Below are 19,218 nucleotides of genomic sequence, written 5' to 3'. Positions count from 1 at the left end.
CTCTTATGCGGGAATAGCTCAGTTGGTAGAGCGCAACCTTGCCAAGGTTGAGGTCGCGAGTTCGAACCTCGTTTCCCGCTCCAATATCGCGTTTAAAAACTTCTCTATACATCTTTTATTCATTAAGAAATCGAGCGGTTTACGTTTTATCTGTCCGTATAGGTTTTTATTAATATCGATTCATTTAAGATAAAATGAATTGTTACTTGTATGAGTATCTGTTCTGTTCCTTTATTACCCAGTAATAAATCTCTATCTATCACTGGGTTGTTTATGTTGTTTATTTTAAGGTAATAATCATTTTATTATTGAATCGTATCATCAAGTTCATGGCTGATGCAGTCTGAACTCTTTAATGATAAATGATAATTTTCAACACAATAGTTGTTAATACGCCCCTTTCATGCGGTTTGATGATTTGGAAAACGTAATCTAAAAAACAAACTTTAAACATTTAAAGATGGTAACGGTCTTTAGTTATTAGTCGATACTAATTGAAGTCGTTGGCATTTACGTTATTATTGGCTAAAAAACAACAAATGATTTGTTTTATTGAATATTCTAAAATAATTTCAAAAAAGGTATATATTAAAGTTTTTGACATACGGCAGAAACTTTTACAAGGAATTGATCCTCAAAACTTAACAAGTCAGACAGGCAGGATAAGCTAAAAACTGGGACAACATATAGCACAATTCCGTATAACTAACGCCTCACTATGCTTCGTTATCGAATCCTACGCAGGTCATACCTGTGTAAGATTGGCACGAAGGAAGGAAAAAAGTAAATTTATCTAGATATAGCCTTTTTTATGCAAACATATACTCATTTTTTTCTGAGCTTCTTTACGATTATTTTCTAAATAATCTATAAGAGAATCAGGATATGAAGAATTTTTAGAAAAAACATCAAACTAAAAATACCGTTTTTGCATTCTTTACATTAGATTTGATAGTGAATATGATGTAAGTCATAATAGAAGATAGAACAATCATTTTTATATGGATAATTTTCAAAAAATACTGAAAAATTAGATTGAAGTCTTCTATAAAACGTCTAAAAACAACAAATAAAACCACTCTAAAACAGATAATCGAAAGCAGTAATAATTAAGCGCTTTTGCAAAATATATAAGGTTTTAGATTTAAAAAGTCGATTCTCAACCTATTATTTTGAGAAACGGCTATATTTATAAGAGTAATTTCAACTATTTAAAAAAATTAATGTATAAATTTAATAAAGCAATAGAAGAATTATTAATTTAATGAATAATAAAATTCACGTACTATCGTAGATGTTTTTTAAATGGATGCTAGATAAAAAAGGATAATTTATGGACAAAAATGCTCAATTTTTTGCTGGTTATTGGCGAAATTCTTTAGTCGATGCTGTTTTTGCCAAAGGTGGCTTAGATAGCAAGGACATTGAGCAGTTTATCACATGTGATTCAATTGTATGGGAAAAAGGTCAGATTAGTGATGAGTTAACTAAAAAACTTTTTCAAGATGAGTCAAAGGATTGCAGAACTATTGAGATTGTATTAAGACCCCGAATTTATCGAAATAGAACTGAACATGCTTATGCCAAAAAAGATATCCCCGAATATGTTGTACCAATAGCGACCAATGCATTGTTGGCGAGAAATGGCCGACTATATCCCCTTAGGAATCATACTATCATATCCCGCGACATTTTAGAGCCGCTGGTAAAAGGATCCTTTTCAATAGGTTCAGTAGATAGTCTTGATAGTTTTTTAACATCCAATATTGTGTCTGGTATTGGCTATCAAGAAGATGAGCAAGGTAATTGTGAACTAACCGATGAGAAATATGCTGTTGCTTGGAATACCTATTTAAAACATTGTGATTCACTACTAAAAGCCATTGCTCAAAATTGGCTTGAAAGCGATAATACTTTTGAGTTGTTGAATTACGGTTACATTATCAAGAAAGATATTGTCAAAAATGCAGCAATGCATATAGTTTCATTATATGATCAATTACGTCAATCTACTGATGACATCCCTCTTTTTAGCAAATTAGCCTCAAAACAGGCAACCATAAAACAACCTTGTTTGGCTAGCAATAGTCTTTTTTCAAAACGTTTGGCTCATTCAGGCGATAAATTTCCTTTAGCTGATGCGCAACGAGATGCACTGAATCATTTATTAAATACAGAAAATGGTGAAATTTTAGCTGTGAATGGTCCACCAGGAACAGGAAAAACAACAATGCTACTTTCTGTAGTGGCTTCATTATGGGCAAAACATGCATTAGATGAAAGTGAACCTCCGGTCATCGTAGCTGCTTCCACCAATAATCAAGCTGTTACCAACATCATCGATGCTTTTGGAAAAGACTTTTCTGTAGGGAAAGGATTTTTTGCAGGAAGATGGTTACCCGACATTGATAGCTTTGGCGCCTATTACCCTTCTCTAAGTAAAGCTGATAAAGTTGAAAATATATATCAGACCGAATCTTTCTTCAATCATATTGAAACTCATCAATACTATGATAAGGCAAAACAGCACTATATCAATTGCGCTCTAAATGCTTTTCCTGAGTTGAATGCAAAAGATTGTTCTGTCAAAGATATCATTAATAAACTCCACCAAATTTTAAAAATAGAAGTTGCTAAATTAGAACAAATTGAAAATTCATGGCTAAACTTATCAAACATACGCCAAACAATACAACAGCTTTATGGTGAGCCTATAACACAAACTAAAGCTAAATATGAACAACTGTTGCAAACTGAACAAGAAACAAAAAGTAACTGGCAAAATGTAGAAACATCTTGGCAGAAATATCTTGCTAATGAAAGCATATGGTATTCACTATTTTCATGGATACCACCAGTAGCTCAAAAACGTTTATTAAAAGCCAAGCTTTTTCTTAAAAAGATATGGCCTGCCGAACAAGCACAACGGCAATGGCAAACGATAAGCAGTATTTCCCTGTTTGTTGAAGGTAAAATTGACTCGCAGGAGCTGATAATACAAAAAAATAAAAAAGTTATAAAAGAGATAGATGATTTTTGCTTGAAGTTGGAAAAGTCTCTGTATGATTGGAATGTTGCATTACAGCCTTTAGGTATAACTGATAAAAACCAAGAAATAACATTAACCCAAGTTGACAGTATTACAGATCTTCAAATTCGTTTTAAAGTATTCTTACTGACAACTCATTATTGGGAAGGTCGTTGGTTAATGGATATGGAAGAACTGCTTCCATACTTAGAAGAGTGGAAAAGAAAAACTGGCTATAAACCTACTAAGAAACGTTGGCATTTGCGAATGAAGATCACCCCTTGTATTGTCTCCACCTTTTTTATGTTACCAGCTAAATTTACCTACATTGGAGCAGAGTATAAAAAGAATTATCTATATAATTTTGCTGATTTATTAATCGTGGACGAAGCAGGACAAGTTTTACCTGAAGTGGCCGGAGCATCATTTTCCTTAAGTAAAAAAGCATTGGTTATTGGCGACACATTCCAAACTGAACCTATTTGGTCAATCCCACCTAAAGTCGATATCGGTAATATGCAAAGCGCTAAAGTTATTTGTAGTGCAGATATTGAAAAAGAATATGAATTTCTTAAACATTTAGGAAAAACGGCCTCCTCCGGTAGTGTGATGAGAATTGCTCAACAAGCTTCAAAATATCACTATGATCAAGATATGGAGCCGGGAATGTTTTTGTATGAGCATCGCCGCTGTTACGATGAAATCATTGTTTTTTGCAATGAATTAGTCTATAAAGGCAAACTTAAACCAATGCGGGGAAGCGCATCTGAAAAGACAGCGTTTCCTGCGTTAGGTTACTTACATATTGATGGTATCTGCCAAAAGGTCAGTTCCGGAAGCCGTATCAATAAGCTTGAAGCGACAGTCATTGCCAAATGGCTTACAGAGAATAAAGAGATATTAGAAAACCAATACAAGGAGCCAATAAATAAAATTGTTGGTATTGTTACCCCTTTTGGTGCTCAAGTAGCAGAAATAAAAAGAGTAATTAGGGAATCAAAATGCGGTATAAACATTGATGATGAAGAAGATTCATTAACTGTCGGTACAATTCATTCCCTACAAGGAGCAGAAAGAAAGCTCATTATCTTTTCACCTGTTTATTCAAAACATGCCAATGGCGATTTCATTGATGATAAACCTAGCATGTTGAATGTGGCGATTTCACGAGCAAAGGATAGCTTTTTAGTTTTTGGTGATATGGATATATTCGACCCCATTTCAAAAACACCGAGAGGTATTCTGGCCAAATACTTGTTCGCCAATGAAGATAATGAATTGTCTTTTAACTATATCTCTAGGGAAGATTTAACTAATTCAAGCAATGTGGATTATCTGGTTCTTAATGGTGCAAAAGAACATGATGCATTTCTCCAAAATTCTATTAAAAATGCTGAAAAAGAGATACTTATTGTCTCACCATGGGTTAGATTAGCGGCTATTAAAAGCACCAATATATTAAATATCATGGAAATAGCTGTAAAAAAAGGCGTCAAAGTTTCTGTCTATACAGATAAACAACTAAATTTCTCTTACTGTAATAATGAAAAACGAGAAAAATTAGACAAAGAATTGTCTCAAATCTTGACAGAGTTTAAAAATAAAGGTATCGAAGCTAAATATGTTAACAATGTACATAGTAAATTGTTGATTAAAGACAATGATCTGTTGTGTGTAGGTTCATTTAACTGGCTTGGCGCACAAAGAAAAGGTAAATATGTAAGGCATGAAACGTCTATCGTTTATCAAGGTAAAAGTAATAATATTGACAATGAAATTAAACTTCTCAAGGGTAGCTTTGAAAGTCGTTTTTTTACAACAACTGAATAATATTTGCATTAGAAATGATAATCAATGATAAAAAAACAATGGTGGTAGGCAATATTTTTTAATATAAGAATTATTTACAAATGGAAGCAAAATAGATATTGAATCTTTGCAATCTATCTTGCTCGCCTCCATGAAGAAAAGAAACTCTATAAAGTAGATATTGATAGTAAATCTTTGCATAATAGGTACAGCTTCTTGCTGTTATTAGAATGGATTAAATCCAATCTGATTAACAGCAGGAATGATTGTAGTTAAATTAGCTAATCGATCAGGTTAAAAATTACTTATGCCAATAGCTCGAGTTTTACCTGCTGAATGATGCGCTTACGCACCATGAACATTACCGTAAAAAAGAGGAAATAATCGAAGAAAATGTAACATCACTAATAAATTCTTTTAATTCATTATATTTATCTGTATTTTCTTTCTTCAGTTTTTTAATGGCATCCTTTTCGTTTTCAGCTTGAATCTCAATATCTAATTTTTTATAAATATTACTGTCTAATTTATTTGTATCTATTTCATCTTTATCAAGAATCACTAATTTTTCATCTTTTATGAAGAATAAAAATGTTTTCATATAATCACCATGTTAAATTTTCTTGCTCCTGATAGCATCGTCTTTTTTATCAGGCGCCATAATCCATTCTAAAAAACTGACATTACCACAACTTTCAAGGAGCAATTTAATCTTTTCGCTGCTTGTCTCGCCATTAGGTTTGGTGGTGGGGCAAGTCAGTTTTTTAGAATTGTAGCTTCATTTTAAGATGACTTAAATAAATTTTTTAAAGCACCAATTGTTTTAATTTCTTAAGATAATTTTTTATTCAAATTTTGAAGTGTCGGTAGCACAAACACGGAGTCGATGACCATCAGGATCATTTCCTACAAATGTGTATCCGAAATCGAGCATTTGGGGTTCAAGTTCAATTTTAACGTTTAGTTTTTTCCATGCAGAATAAATCTCATCTACATCATTTTTTGTTACTTCACTAAAAGACAACTCAAAACCCCCATAATGATTGGGTGCCTTTGGCGTTATTTTATCAGCCTCTTGAAGGCCCAAAATAAAATTATCATTTAATAAAAATACAGCAAAACCAGGATAAGTTTTAACAGGTGGGCGCCCTAGTATTTTTGTGTAAAACTCTGTGCTAGCATCGACATCTTTGACATAAACAATAACGCTATTGGGTTTAAACATTTTTCTTTCCTTTTGGTGATAAAAATTAGTTTAAAGAATTTTAGTTATCTCTATTTTGATGTAGCATTGCTGACAACCGCATGTCATATTTAAAATTCAATCTAAATTATTTTGCAAACATAAAGCATGAAAATTAATCGTATAATTACTATCATCATGGTATTGCTTCAAAGAGAAAAAATAACTGGTAAAGAATTAGCAGAAAAATTAAATGTATCATTGCGTACTATTTACCGAGATATACAAGTTATTGAGGGAGCCGGTATACCCATTATTACCTATCAAGGAAGTGCCGGTGGAATAAGTATTTTAAAAAATTATAAAATTAGTAAAGGTCTATTCACTAAAGAAGATGTCATTGTTTTATTAAAAGGCCTCAACTTATTATCCTCTCCGGTTTTAAAAGAAAGTGAAAATTTAAGAACACTCGAAAAAATAAAGAGTTTTTTATCAGAACAAGAACTTGATGAAGTAGGAAATAACTTAAATCAACTTATTGTTGATTTATCGCCTTGGTTTTCCAAACATAATATTGATAACAAAATATCTATTATAAGACTGGCACTTAAAGAGCAAATGCTTTTATCGTTTGATTATTTAAGTGTTAGGAATAAACAAGCCTCACGTTTAATTGAGCCATATAAACTTATTTTTAAGGAAAAAGAATGGTATTTACAAGCTTTTTGTCTAACTAAAAATGACTTTCGTGTATTTAAATTGTCAAAAATGTCAAACATTAGAAAAACAAACACTAAATTTATTAAGCAGACAACGCCTGAAGCATTCTCTTTATTCCAAGCGGATATGAAAAAAAAGATTTTTAAAATAAAATTGCTAATAGATGAATCGCTTTTGGAACGTATTTTAGATTTTTGTGATGAAAAAGATATTAAGAAATTAAATGGACAACAGTATCTTGTAGATTTTAACTTTATTGATGATGATTACAGTTATGGCATTTTACTAGGCTTAGGTCATAAATGTATTTGTTTAGAGCCTGAGCATATACGTCAAAAACTCATTGAACGAGCGGAAACATTAGTTAAATCTTACAAAGAAACTGTCAATCCATTTATGTCAAATTAGCCTCAATAACTAAAAATTTATACATCTAATCTCCGGCATGTTAACCATTTTACTTTTTGCGGATCTCGATGATCAAAAAATTGACTTGTATTTGTATCAAGCGCTGCTATTTGTTGCATATCATTATCCGAAAGCTCAAAATCCCAAATATCTTGATTTTCAATTATACGCTCTTTACGCACAGATTTAGCCAAGCTTGCAATGCCTCGTTGTGCTAACCAACGCAATACCACTTGCCCTATTGTCTTACTATTAATACTCGGCGATGAGCTAATATGTAAAGATTTTATATAAGCCTAAAGGATCTAAAGGGTAACTTTTCATCTTTCTATTACCCAAATACCAAAAATGGCTATGTCTTTTAATTTACCTACTATATGTAGGTATTTTTTATCAGATACACACTTATTGCGTTAATTTTTTCCATTTTCTGATTTTAGTCCGAAAACTTTTGAAGGGAGCAACCGAGTTGATGTGAATAAATCTTGCAACAGTCCAGCTTTCAGGATAAGGCTTAGTCCAATTCCGGCTATCTTTTATAAATAGTGTCTCCTCCGACAATGAACCAATCCAGCCAGTCCAAATATCGACCGCTTGTTCAAAGTGCTGTATAAGCTCTTTTAAAGATAATTCTTTATATGCTTGATAGAATGACTGATAAAGCTCACCTAATTGATTCCATTTGTAACCTTTGGCAGGTAAAATGGGAATCTCTCCCGAGAGTTCGGTATCATCCCATGACTTTACTAACGCTAACCAACCTAGTTGATAAGCAATCATTTGAGCCGGTGTTTTATCAACACCATCCACTAAATTATCTTTTTTATCTTCAGGGACCGTTTTAAACTCTTCAATAAATAACTCAGCCGTTTTATTGATTTCATCTAATAATTGCTTTTTGTCCTGATAGATCATAGTTAGTTCTCCGTTAACCCAATTAACTTAGCTATTGTATGTTATAAGTATCTTACCCATTAATCAAGTAAACCGATACTGTCAAATTAAGGAAGAACATAAGCCAACAAACAATAATGATAATGTAGGTAAAACAATATGGACTAATGAAAATTTTTCATTAATCAGAATCAACCATGATTTGACTTATAATATTTTTATATCCGTCTGTGATGATGATTGCAGGAGTTTTTATAGGATAAAATCTAATCTAACAGAAAGCTGATAAATCGCCAACTGTTAGATTAATATTAAATAAACCTTAAGTATTGTATCTAATTAGGGTATTTACTGACACTCAAAATTAGTCGGATTATTGGTGTCTCCTTTTCCTTTATAAACTGTTTTTTGCGGATATGGGCATAATGGTCGTTGTAAAGTAATTTGACCTTTTTCTATTTTCTGGGCTGTAAGTGTTGTTGGCGGCTGTTTGTTTTCGACCCAATTTACCAGTGATTGAAAACCATTAATTCTATCTGCACCCTCCCCACCTTTACAATGATCAACACCTGGTGCCATGTAAAGTTTCAAAAATTCGTCTGTATCACTCTGTCCGCCCATTATTTTTAATACCCGATTGTAATAATGAATTGTTCCTTTCGGTGGTATCAACTTATCATCCCAACCGTGCCAAATAATCATTTTTCCGCCTAAATGCTTAAATTGGCTTAAATCAGCATTATCAGTACCGATAATGGGTCTATATAGATCGACTGAGTCATTAAAATAGTTTTCAAATCCTTTATAACCTAATTGTTTCCAATCAACAGTAGGATTTTGGTTGATCCAGTATTTCAAATAATCAACCGGAATAGGAAAAGGTGTACTTCCGGCTAAAGCATCCGTTTGTGCAGTCGGCTCTATGCCATACCATAAAAATTGTCCTGTTTTAGTCGTTGGGCCTTGCCAAATTTTTCTTAATGCGACAATTTCATTATTATTTAATCCCTGCTGTTTTAAAAATTCATCAGTTATTTCAAGCGAAGCTGGATCGTCGATAATGCCGTCTTTAATCCCATCTTGTTCATCGGCTAAATTTATAATTGCTTGGCGTACTTTATCTAATTTCGCTAAATCAATTGGCTGCCCTAGCTCTTCTTGCATGACAATTTGTGGCCATAATTCTGAAGGAAGAAATTTATCCCATTGTATGGCCGGTGCGGTAATATATAATCCATTGTAATCAGCTGGAAATTTTTGTGCTTCCATTAACCCTTGACGACCGCCAGTTGAACAACCATTCCAATAAGAAAAACTTGGCATTTGACCATAATAGTTTTCAATAACCTGCTTGGCTTTAATTGTCATTTCATGCACACTACGATAAGCGAAATCGGCAATAGCATCTGCTTGTAGCTGGTTATTTTTGAATACAAAATTTCCCTCTAAAAGATTACCTTGATGTCCGGTGTCTGTTGCAACAGTTGCATAACCGTCCTTAACAGCTACAGCTAACTCATCAAAAGGAATAAAACCTGCATAACCGCCTCCTCCAATAGCTTGTAACCGATGATTCCACTGTGTCGGTAACCAAATTTCTATATTAATTTCCGGCTGAATGGCTAATTCCACTCGACAAAACTGTGGAAGCCCCGTTATCACGTTATTTTCTGCGCCCCTCAGCGTATCAGCTAATTTTGTTAAAGGCGTAAATCGCTCTTCAATAAGCTCGCTTTTTATGACTTTAGCATTGTCAAATTTCATTTCCGTCAACGCATTACAACGCTCAACGATTGAATCGGGTGACACAGCTAAAGCTATATTACTGATTTGACTTAATAACGAAATAAATAACAGACTATATTTCATCATTCCCTATCCTCCTACTAATTTATGAAAAACCTTTTCAAGATGATTTCATATTAGTCTTTAACTATATTGCTGACAATAAAAATGCGCATAAACTATGCGCGACTTCAAATAATTAATTTAGTGAAGGAAATAAGGGGGAATTTATCAGTGATTGAGTCAACGCATTATTATTATGAATTTAGAATATCAAATAACCTAAATGTTTATAACTGTTTGAAAAGGCAAATCTCTGTTACAGAGAGATTTAATATTATGTGAGTTTGTTGATATGTTAATAAAATAAATATCGATATAGAGAAAATATTTCCCTCTGCTCATCGCCTTTTTCTTTATCAATAAAATATGCATTTATAGTCAATTCTAAAAAAGATAAACCTATAAAATTAAATTCCGGGCAAAAAAAACAAAATTTTTTCGAACTGTGATCTTCATCACGCTAGATATTAAAAGCAGGATTTGGTAAGTTGATGTCATTTTCTTTCAGTTTTTATAAACCAAATCTTCTCTAATTCATAGGTTAGCTCTAATAAAAATCATTTTTTGTTTTTTTAAAGTCTGAATAGTTATTTTTCATTTGTTGTTAAACAAAAGTATTTTTTCCATTTTTTAAAATCCTAATAATTTGTAATAAAGATCACAATTTCATAATGCACCTATGCCTATACTACAGATAACTTTGGTAGTTGAAGTCACCAAACTTTGTTTAATATTAAGGAGATTGAAATGAAAAAATCTTTAAAAAAATGGATCAAACTGGGATTACTTTCCTCATTATGTTTGCCCATAAGTTCTGCTTTCGCAGATGATTATCAATTATCTGGTCAAAATACTCAAATCAAGATTAGCAATAGTGATGATAAAAAAAGTATTACTGTTTTTAAAATTATTAACCCCAAAAACAACGATTTAATTGATGTCAAAACATTATTTGAAATCACATTAGATTCCGGTCAGAAATTAACGGATAAAGATTTTAGTTTAGACAGTCTACAGCAAAAAGATAATAGTATTTATTTAAACTATAATGGCCATAATATGACCATTGAAACGGTTCTTAATTTACAAGACGACAAGCATTTTGCCAGCTACGAATTACAAATTACCCCTAAAAAAGATGCGCTTTCAATGACATCTATTTCATTGATGCCATTTCATTCTCAAGCCCCTTTTGTTTATGGTTCTGTGGTTAGCTCTCCAATAATTAGCGACACTTTTTTTATCATTCCTGAAAATCCATTAACCAATACTGTGGCTTACGAAGGTGGTGTTTCGCAAAAAATTCCTCAAGCAATCCCGCTACAAGCCAACCATACTCTAAGTTATAAAACTTATATTGGTACTTATGAAAATGGTCAGTTAAGACGTAATATAAATCAATTTATTGATAATGTTAGAGAGCGCCCTTACCAACCTTATCTACACTATAATTCGTGGCTAGATATTGGATTTTTCAACCCTTATACTGAAAAAGAAGCCCTATTACGTATTGATCAATATGGTCAAGAATTAGTTGAAAAACGTCATGTTAAACTAGATGGTTATCTGTTTGATGATGGATGGGATAACTTAAAGAGTAACTGGGGCTTTGGTGATAATTTTCCTGATGAGTTTAAAAAGTTAAAGGTAGCATCAGAAAAATATCATGCCTCACTTGGCATTTGGTTATCACCATGGGGCGGATATAATAAACCACGTGATACTCGAGTCGCTAATGCTGCAACTTTTGGTTATGAGACAATGGACGGTAAATTAGCACTATCTGGTCCAAAGTATTATGCGAATTTCCATAAACGTATTTTAGAATTAATCAATAATCAAAATATTACCATGTTCAAACTTGATGGTACTGGTAATGCCGATAAAGTAATTAAAGGCAGTCAATTTACCAGTGATTTCGATGCTGCGATTCATTTAATTAAAAATATGCGTGAAGCTAATCATAATTTATATATTAATCTAACGACTGGTACTCAAGCGACACCTTCTTGGCTGTTTTATGCCGATTCAATTTGGCGTGGTGGCGATGATGTAAACTATTATGGTCCGGGTAGTAAAGTACAACAGTGGTTAACTTATCGTGATGCAGAAACTTACCGATCAATAGTATTGAAAGGTCCATTATTTCCTTTAAATTCATTAATGTTACACGGTATTGTTTATGCTAAACAGGCTAAACATTTACAACAGGAAAGTGCTAATGATTTCGCCGATCAAGTTTGGAGTTATTTTGGTACCGGAACACAATTACAAGAGTTGTATATCACACCGGAACTATTAAGTGCTCAAGATTGGGATACGCTTGCCGCTGCCGCACAATGGTCGAGAGATAATCAAAAGGTTTTATTTGATACTCATTGGATTGGAAAAGATCCTACAAAACTAGGCATATATGGCTGGGCTGGTTGGACACCGGATAAATCCATTATCACATTACGCAATCCTTCAGATAAACAACAAGTTTATTACCTTGATTTACAAAATGATTTAGAGTTACCTGAAAATGCCGGTCAGACCTTCAAAATTAGCATTGATTATCATAGTCAATCTTATGCTCAAAAGCCGACATCAATTGAAAAATCAGCAATGATTACACTCGATCCTTTTGAAACAGTTATTATGTCTTTAACTCCGCAGTAATTTTAAATGATGCCTTATTTAGTATAAATAAGGCATCAATACTTCTTTCTTTCACTTGCTATCTTGCAACTCTTTTTTCACCTATTTTGAACTTATCAATTAACTGTTTAACGTTTGATAAGTATTAAAATTTATATGAAAAACTTGCTTTAAAGTTGCGTGCTAAACCATAAGTATTTTCACCTAAATATAGTCGATAATCTTTGTTAAAGATATTATCAACGGCCAGTTTAACTTCAGCTTTTGGTAAAAATGTTGGCTGCCAGGTTGCAAATAAATTATGTAATGAATAACCTGATGAACGACCTAAACCATACGCGCCAAGATCAGCAAGTCCATCATGATTTCTATCTTCTGACCCTGTTCGATCTTGTTTTCTGACAAATTGAGCATTCCAACCTGCTCTTAAATTCCATTGAGGAATTTTAAAACCGGTAGTTAAAGTTGCTGTACGAGGTGAAATTGTCGCAACATAAGTTTTGTTATGCATCCATGGAGCTTGTGGCGCGGTGTCTCGCTCTCCTTTTTGAATGGAATAAGTTGCACTGGCAAACCAATATTTACTATCATAAAAAGTTTCTAGTTCAAACCCGTTTACCACTAACTTACCGGGCAGATTTCGATAATTAGATTGACCAACCGGACACGATTTACCGGGTCCACAAATAGAGCCATTAAAACCTCGAGTAACAAAAATTTCGTTAGTAACACGCTGTCTAAATAATGTGCTTCGAACTTGTAATTTATCATCGTCTAACATTAGATTATTGAAATCGAGGATATTTCCCACTCGAATTGACAAATCACGCTCTTTTTTCAAATTGCGACTGGTTGCAGAGATTTTACCACTACCACCATTTTTAGGTGTGAATTGAACCTCATAAGTTTCATCAATAGTCGGTGCTTGCCATGCATAGCTGATATCACCGAAAAATCCGATATTTTCTGTCGCTTGCCAATATGAACCCAGTCTAGGTGTCCAACCGGCATAGGTAACAGGCGAATAATTGTGTCCATAACGAGGATCCGGATCATTATAAGCTGATGCATAATTTTTCTTACCATGATTACGAACATAATCGTATCGAAGGCTTGGCGTTAAGACAAAATTGCTAATCGATAATTCATCTTGTAGATAAAAACTATAATTTTGTTGTTTTCCGGAAGGCATATAAGCAGGTTGGAAATAACCATGATTATAATTTGGTTTTTTCTCATAATTTTTGTAATACATCAACGTATCACGATCATGCAAATGCACTTGCGCACCAATTTTTAGAACATTATCAATTGGCCCTGTAGTAAAAATACTGTTATTTTCAAGCTCAACGGTTTTATCAGTGTAAGTGACCCAACTCTCATTGCCCATGGTACCTAAAGAAGAAACCGGATTATATTTGGCCGGCCTCGTGTCATGTTGCTTTGTTTTTGAATATGTGGCACGTAAGGTAAAATCGACTAACGGATTATAAGTTGGTTGATAGTTCCATTTAAATTGCGCTGATTCATCTGTTTGATCACGTTTGACTAATTTTCTTAGCCAAGCTGCTTTATATCCATATTTTTTAATTTGAGCAGGCGTTGGCGGCGTCATCTTTTCGACATATTTTGCTGCCCATGGCTGCCATGAATCTCGTTTTGAGCGGATACCGGATATCGTGAACGTATGCTCTTCATTAGGTCTAAAATTTAATTTCCCCATATAGGTGTCCATATCATCTTCAGAGAATACAAATCGAGAACCATCCGGTCTTTTAAAATTGCCACTATCGCGGTTAGTGTAGTAAAACAGTCCATCAAACATATCATCTTTTGTTCTACCGTAAACAGCAGTTGTTACCATATTTTGATGATTATTTGAATGGAAACTATATTTAACTAAAGCACCAACATATTTATCAGGATCGAGTAAATCAATCGCATCTTTAGTTTCCATAGTTACTACCCCACCAAATCCACCATTGCCAAATTTGACATCATGCGGGCCTTTATTCACTTCAATCCGTTTAAGCAATTCAGGTTCAACAAAAACCGAGCCTTGTTGGTATTTTTGGAAACCTTTTTGTGCACCATCAACAATAATTTTTACATCTTCTACTTTGCCAAATCCCCAAATATTTAACGTCTGTCCACCGGGTCTAACCGAACCGGCGGCGCTCACGCCTGGTAATGTATTGAGTAATTCAGCTACATTATCTGCTTGTTTTTGATCTATCAAACCTGATGTAAGTGTTGATCGCCCCGCAATAACGCTATTAATTTTTTTCAATTGATCTTGTGAGTTTGATCTTGCTATCACGGTAATAACATCATCGATATCTTCACTATTTACGTTACTTTTATTCCTTTTTGTCTGTAATTCTTGTTCATCTTTGTTTTCTGATGAAATATTCTCACCAGTTGAAGATTCTGCTTGAAGAGAAAAACTCATACAGAGTAACAGTATACTTATTTTCTTATATCCCATACTTAGTTCCTTTTAAAAAGCATAGTTATTAAATAAACACAACTAAATTAATATTACCCACATAAATAATAATGATAATCATTATCATATGAGGGTTAGGAAGTATAGGTTTTTTGGGTATAAATAAATAGCAAAATTTGAAATTAATTTATATCTTCGATAAATTTAAAAATACGCTGAACATAAAAAAGCCCTCTGTTTAACATGAGGGCGATATCTATTTTTTGGATTTTTAATCTGCTCCAATCTATTTATTGTCACAAATTTCATCAATTGATAACGTGGAAGGTATATTGCGATTATCGGTAAATTTGAAGCGAAATAAAAAACGAATATCATATAATCTTAATGCGTCAATCACATCTGGCTTATCACAAAATTGGTCACTAAGACCTTGTCGAATATTTTCTGAAAAATCGCTAATAGACATACTTTGACTATCTGTTGGCATATTATATTCAAAAATAACATAATTGAGATAAGAAAAAATATTAGCCACTTCATAGCCGCCTTCGACTTTAACCGGGAATTTTTCCTTAGGACCTAATAGTGAATTTTTAGCACTATCAGCTAACCCTTTTGTAATATTAGCAACAGGTGGTAATTGAGCACTATAAGCATAAGAAATGGTAAAAATCCAAGAAAACAATAATGCTAATCTCAAAAATCTTTTCATGGTATTATTCCTTTTGTTAATGAATTAAAAAAGTATAGAACCTAAAAAACGAATAGACAGCAGTGCATTACTTTTTACGTTAGACCGTAAACCGATATATTTCTCAATTAATTTATTTTTTATTTGGGATATATTTTAACTTTTTTCAAATCAAATAGGCACTAAAAATCATCATTTCTAAATAACAATCCCTATTTACCCTTTTTGTTTATCATCATAATAAAAGTTTAGCTATACAACAGAAAATTTTTAAGTAATAAAGCTTATCTAAGTTATTTGGCGTTTAGATTTTAAGCAATATACTTTTTTATGATCTACAGCATATAACAAAATTTATTAATAAGGAAAAAAACTTACTAAACAGTAATTATTTTGGATTTCTTTTTTTTTACATTCTTTTTATTGAATCAGGCAACAAATACTGTATATTTATACATGATATCAGAAGATATAAAAATATTTGATGAATTTCGTGTTGTTTTTAGGAGAATTTTCTTGAATAAATATTGTGTAGTATTAGGGATTGTAGATAATTCAATCAAAAACTATTTACCTTTAGTTGATACACCGGTTAGAGCAGGATTTCCTTCACCGGCCGATGACTATTTGGAAACCAAGCTTGATTTGACGCAGCATTTAGTCAAACATCCTAGCGCGACTTATTATATTAAAGCTGTAGGTGACTCAATGATTGATTATGGTATTTACAGTGGAGATCTATTAGTTGTTGACAGATCTTTAGAACCCAAAATAGACGATATAGTTGTTGCTGCTGTTGACGGTGAATTAACCTGTAAATGTTTAGGTATAATTGAAGAACAATACTACTTATTATCCGGCAATAAACAGTATCCCCCTATTTCGCTAACTGGTAAAGATGTCCACATTTGGGGAGTGGTAATACATACCATTCATTCGTTACGAAAACGAGGCCATTGATGATAGGATTAATTGACTGTAATAATTTTTATGCTTCGTGTGAACGTGTTTTTAACCCAAAATTAGAAGGAAAACCCATTGGTATCTTATCCAATAATGATGGATGTGTTATCGCTCGTTCTAATGAGCTCAAACCTTTAGTGCCAATGGGAATGCCAGCTTACAAAATTGAACCCAAAATTAGAAGAAAAATTAAATTATTGAGTTCTAATTATGAACTTTATGGTGATATGAGTGAGCGTGTATTTGATACAGTTCGTCATTATACTGCTGATATTGAACCCTACTCTATTGATGAAGCGTTTATTCAATTAACCGGATTTACAAATGTCACAACACATTGCAAAAACTTAAGAGCAGTTGTAAAACGTGATACAGGCATTCCGGTGAGTATCGGTATTGGTCATACCCATACTTTAGCAAAGTTAGCAAATCATATTGCTAAAAAACAACCCATTCATCAAGGCGTTTATTGTCTTCCTGATGATCCCAACTTACTGGATAATATATTAAAAACATTTCCTATTGATGAAATTTGGGGAGTTGGTAGGCGTATTGCTCAAAAATTGCAAAACCTAGGTATTACTACTGCGTTAGATCTTCGTCGTGCTAACTTAAAACAAATTAAGCAACAATTTTCAGTCGTACTTGAACGCACAATACTTGAACTAAATGGAATAAGCTGTATAGAATTGGATGATCTTTCTACCCCGAAAAAAAACATTATGACATCTCGTAGTTTTGGTCAATTAACTGGCGAATTATTTGATTTACAGGAAGCTATTCGTATTCATGCAAGCCGAGGGGCAGAAAAACTAAGGCAACAAAAATCAGTCGCAAATGCTGTACTTGTTTTTTTAAAAACAAACCACTTTCGTCAGGATTTAGCTCAATATAATCCATCGATAGTTGTACCGCTTAGTTCGCCAACTGACGATTCAAGATTAATTATTCGTGCAGCACAAAAAGGGTTACAAACAATTTATAAAAAGGGATTTATGTTTATGAAATCTGGCGTGATGTTACTTGATCTAAAGGCGAAAGATAACTATTGTCAGTCTGATTTATTTATTACTGAACAATCAATAATTTTACAACATAAGAATGATCAGTTAATGAAAACAATTGATCTGATAAATCAAAAAATGGGGAAAAATACCATTTCATTAGGTGGAACCAGAAAAGCAGCACCATGGCAAATTAAACGAGAGCTATTAAGTAAACGTTATACTACTCGTTGGAACGAATTACCATTAGTGAGATAATATTTTCCTCAACAATCTTAACATATTCTACAAATAACTCGATTATGGCAATGCGCCAAATAATTTTGGCTAATGTTTCTAGTTCACTATAGGCATTTTCAAATTATAAAGGTAAATCAGCATTTCATAATGGCGCAATAATAACAACAATACCGGATTGTTTGTTTACATTTATATCAACGCTTTTAGGATCCCATATTAACAATAGAGTTACGAAAACGTTTTAAAGCAAATAAAAAGAAAACTGTCCCAATTGCCAATAACCATGCAAAAGAAGTCCAAACGACATTTAGACCAGCTCCTCGATACAATATTGCCTGCCCTAATTCGACAAAATGAGTGGTAGGGGCAAACATCATAATATTTTGAACGATTTCAGGCATACTTTCTCTTGGTGTACTACCGCCAGATAACATTTGCAGTGGCAGCAATATCAAAATAAGTAACATCGCAAATTGAGCTGTTGATTTAGCAACCGTTGCCATAAATATCCCAAGTGACGTTGTCACAAATAAATGCAGTGCCGCCCCGACAAGAAACAACGTAATCGAGCCAGCAATTGGCACATTAAGCCAACTGTGCACAACTAACAGCAAAGCTACCCATGTTGATATCAAGACGACTAACCCCATTGACCAAACTTTAGAGATCATGATTTCAAATGGCGTCACCGGCATGGAAAGAAGATGATCAATTGTGCCATGCTCTCGCTCTCGCATTAAAGCCGCACCGGTAAGAATAATCGATAACGTTGTGACAATATTGATAATTTCCATAACAGAACCGAACCAAGATCGGCTTAAATTGGGGTTAAAAGCCGTATGGACTTGAATATTTACAGGTAAATTAGTTGCTTGACTATAACGATTAACGTATTGTGTAACTTCACCAGTAATAATTTGAGTAATATAACCATTTCCAACAAAAGCCTGCCCCATTCTCGTTGCATCAATATTGAGTTGAATTTCAGGGCTTTGATTATTTAGCACATCACGTTGGAAATTAGGTGGGATATTTAACGCAAAAGTGTAACTATCAGTATCCATTCCACGATCCACTTCATCCATGGAATATAACTTAACAGGTTTGTTAAACATCGGTGGATAAAAAGCGGCAGTAATTTGTCTTGATAGTGGCGAATCATCTTCATCGACAACAGCTATTGAGGCGTGATGTAATGAATCTGATGTTGCGGTCGCGGCAATATAGATATCAAAGGTAAAACAATAAGCAATGAGCAACAGCATAATAGGATCACGTAGTAGTCCCCAAAGCTCTTTAATACCTAAACGATAAATATTAATTAAACTTTGCATAATA

12 protein-coding genes, 1 tRNA gene and 1 pseudogene are annotated in these 19,218 nt (G+C 33.3%); 6 read left to right on the top strand and 8 right to left on the bottom strand.

Annotated features, from left to right (window positions below; translation table 11 throughout):
• The first annotated feature begins 7 nt into the window (after positions 1-7).
• Together J3U37_RS07725 and J3U37_RS07720 are read left to right on the top strand one after the other, a co-directional pair.
• A tRNA-Gly gene (locus J3U37_RS07725) sits at positions 8-83 on the top strand.
• A 1,250-nt stretch (positions 84-1,333) separates the two neighbouring features.
• Positions 1,334-4,858, top strand: a complete 3,525-nt coding sequence (locus J3U37_RS07720) for an AAA domain-containing protein (RefSeq protein WP_267374163.1) — start codon at positions 1,334-1,336, stop codon at positions 4,856-4,858.
• 340 nt (positions 4,859-5,198) lie between these two features.
• Here J3U37_RS07720 and J3U37_RS07715 read toward each other — a convergent pair whose 3' ends face one another.
• Positions 5,199-5,438: a hypothetical protein gene (locus tag J3U37_RS07715; protein ID WP_267374160.1), complete on the bottom strand. Its 240-nt coding sequence runs from the start codon at positions 5,436-5,438 to the stop codon at positions 5,199-5,201.
• Between the two features lie 243 nt (positions 5,439-5,681).
• Entirely contained in the window at positions 5,682-6,062 is a 381-nt protein-coding gene (locus J3U37_RS07710; protein ID WP_267374158.1) for a VOC family protein, read from the bottom strand.
• Positions 6,063-6,188: 126 nt separating this feature from the next.
• On the opposite strand from J3U37_RS07710, the gene J3U37_RS07705 reads away from it, so the two are divergent.
• The gene (locus tag J3U37_RS07705) at positions 6,189-7,148 is read left to right on the top strand and encodes a helix-turn-helix transcriptional regulator (RefSeq protein WP_267374156.1); all 960 of its coding nucleotides are present in this window, start codon (positions 6,189-6,191) and stop codon (positions 7,146-7,148) included.
• Between the two features lie 17 nt (positions 7,149-7,165).
• Here the strand turns inward: J3U37_RS07705 and J3U37_RS07700 are convergent.
• From J3U37_RS07700 to J3U37_RS07690, 3 genes and pseudogenes are all read right to left on the bottom strand, one after another.
• Positions 7,166-7,396 (bottom strand): annotated as a pseudogene (locus J3U37_RS07700) (aldo/keto reductase); the annotation flags it as partial.
• A gap of 157 nt (positions 7,397-7,553) precedes the next feature.
• Positions 7,554-8,063 (bottom strand): ClbS/DfsB family four-helix bundle protein, encoded by a 510-nt coding sequence (locus J3U37_RS07695; protein WP_220217366.1) that lies wholly within the window; start codon positions 8,061-8,063, stop codon positions 7,554-7,556.
• A gap of 327 nt (positions 8,064-8,390) precedes the next feature.
• Positions 8,391-9,914, bottom strand: a complete 1,524-nt coding sequence (locus tag J3U37_RS07690; RefSeq protein WP_267374153.1) for a tannase/feruloyl esterase family alpha/beta hydrolase — start codon at positions 9,912-9,914, stop codon at positions 8,391-8,393.
• A 723-nt stretch (positions 9,915-10,637) separates the two neighbouring features.
• On the opposite strand from J3U37_RS07690, the gene J3U37_RS07685 reads away from it, so the two are divergent.
• On the top strand, positions 10,638-12,551 hold the full coding sequence (locus J3U37_RS07685; protein WP_324170099.1) for an enterotoxin: 1,914 nt from the start codon (positions 10,638-10,640) through the stop codon (positions 12,549-12,551).
• Positions 12,552-12,675: 124 nt separating this feature from the next.
• Here the strand turns inward: J3U37_RS07685 and J3U37_RS07680 are convergent, their stop codons facing one another.
• Together J3U37_RS07680 and J3U37_RS07675 are read right to left on the bottom strand one after the other, a co-directional pair.
• Positions 12,676-15,018 carry a TonB-dependent hemoglobin/transferrin/lactoferrin family receptor gene (locus tag J3U37_RS07680; protein ID WP_267374151.1) on the bottom strand — a complete coding sequence of 781 codons (2,343 nt, stop codon included), beginning with the start codon at positions 15,016-15,018 and terminating at the stop codon, positions 12,676-12,678.
• 247 nt (positions 15,019-15,265) lie between these two features.
• Positions 15,266-15,694: a hypothetical protein gene (locus tag J3U37_RS07675; protein WP_220217370.1), complete on the bottom strand. Its 429-nt coding sequence runs from the start codon at positions 15,692-15,694 to the stop codon at positions 15,266-15,268.
• 495 nt (positions 15,695-16,189) lie between these two features.
• Here J3U37_RS07675 and J3U37_RS07670 point away from each other — a divergent pair, with 495 nt between their 5' ends.
• Together J3U37_RS07670 and J3U37_RS07665 are read left to right on the top strand one after the other, a co-directional pair.
• Entirely contained in the window at positions 16,190-16,633 is a 444-nt protein-coding gene (locus J3U37_RS07670) for a LexA family protein (RefSeq protein WP_267329533.1), read from the top strand.
• Complete coding sequence (locus tag J3U37_RS07665) at positions 16,633-17,898, top strand: Y-family DNA polymerase (protein WP_267374149.1); 1,266 nt, start codon at positions 16,633-16,635, stop codon at positions 17,896-17,898. Before J3U37_RS07670 ends, J3U37_RS07665 begins: the two co-directional genes overlap by 1 nt.
• A gap of 185 nt (positions 17,899-18,083) precedes the next feature.
• Here the strand turns inward: J3U37_RS07665 and J3U37_RS07660 are convergent, their stop codons facing one another.
• The gene (locus J3U37_RS07660; RefSeq protein ID WP_220217373.1) at positions 18,084-19,214 is read right to left on the bottom strand and encodes an ABC transporter permease; all 1,131 of its coding nucleotides are present in this window, start codon (positions 19,212-19,214) and stop codon (positions 18,084-18,086) included.
• Positions 19,215-19,218: the final 4 nt, after the last annotated feature.

This window comes from Gilliamella sp. B3172, assembly GCF_026536465.1.
Taxonomy (GTDB): Bacteria; Pseudomonadota; Gammaproteobacteria; order Enterobacterales; family Orbaceae; genus Gilliamella.
The sequence above is the reverse complement of the archived record's forward strand: the minus strand, read 5'-3'. Positions and strand labels throughout refer to the sequence as shown.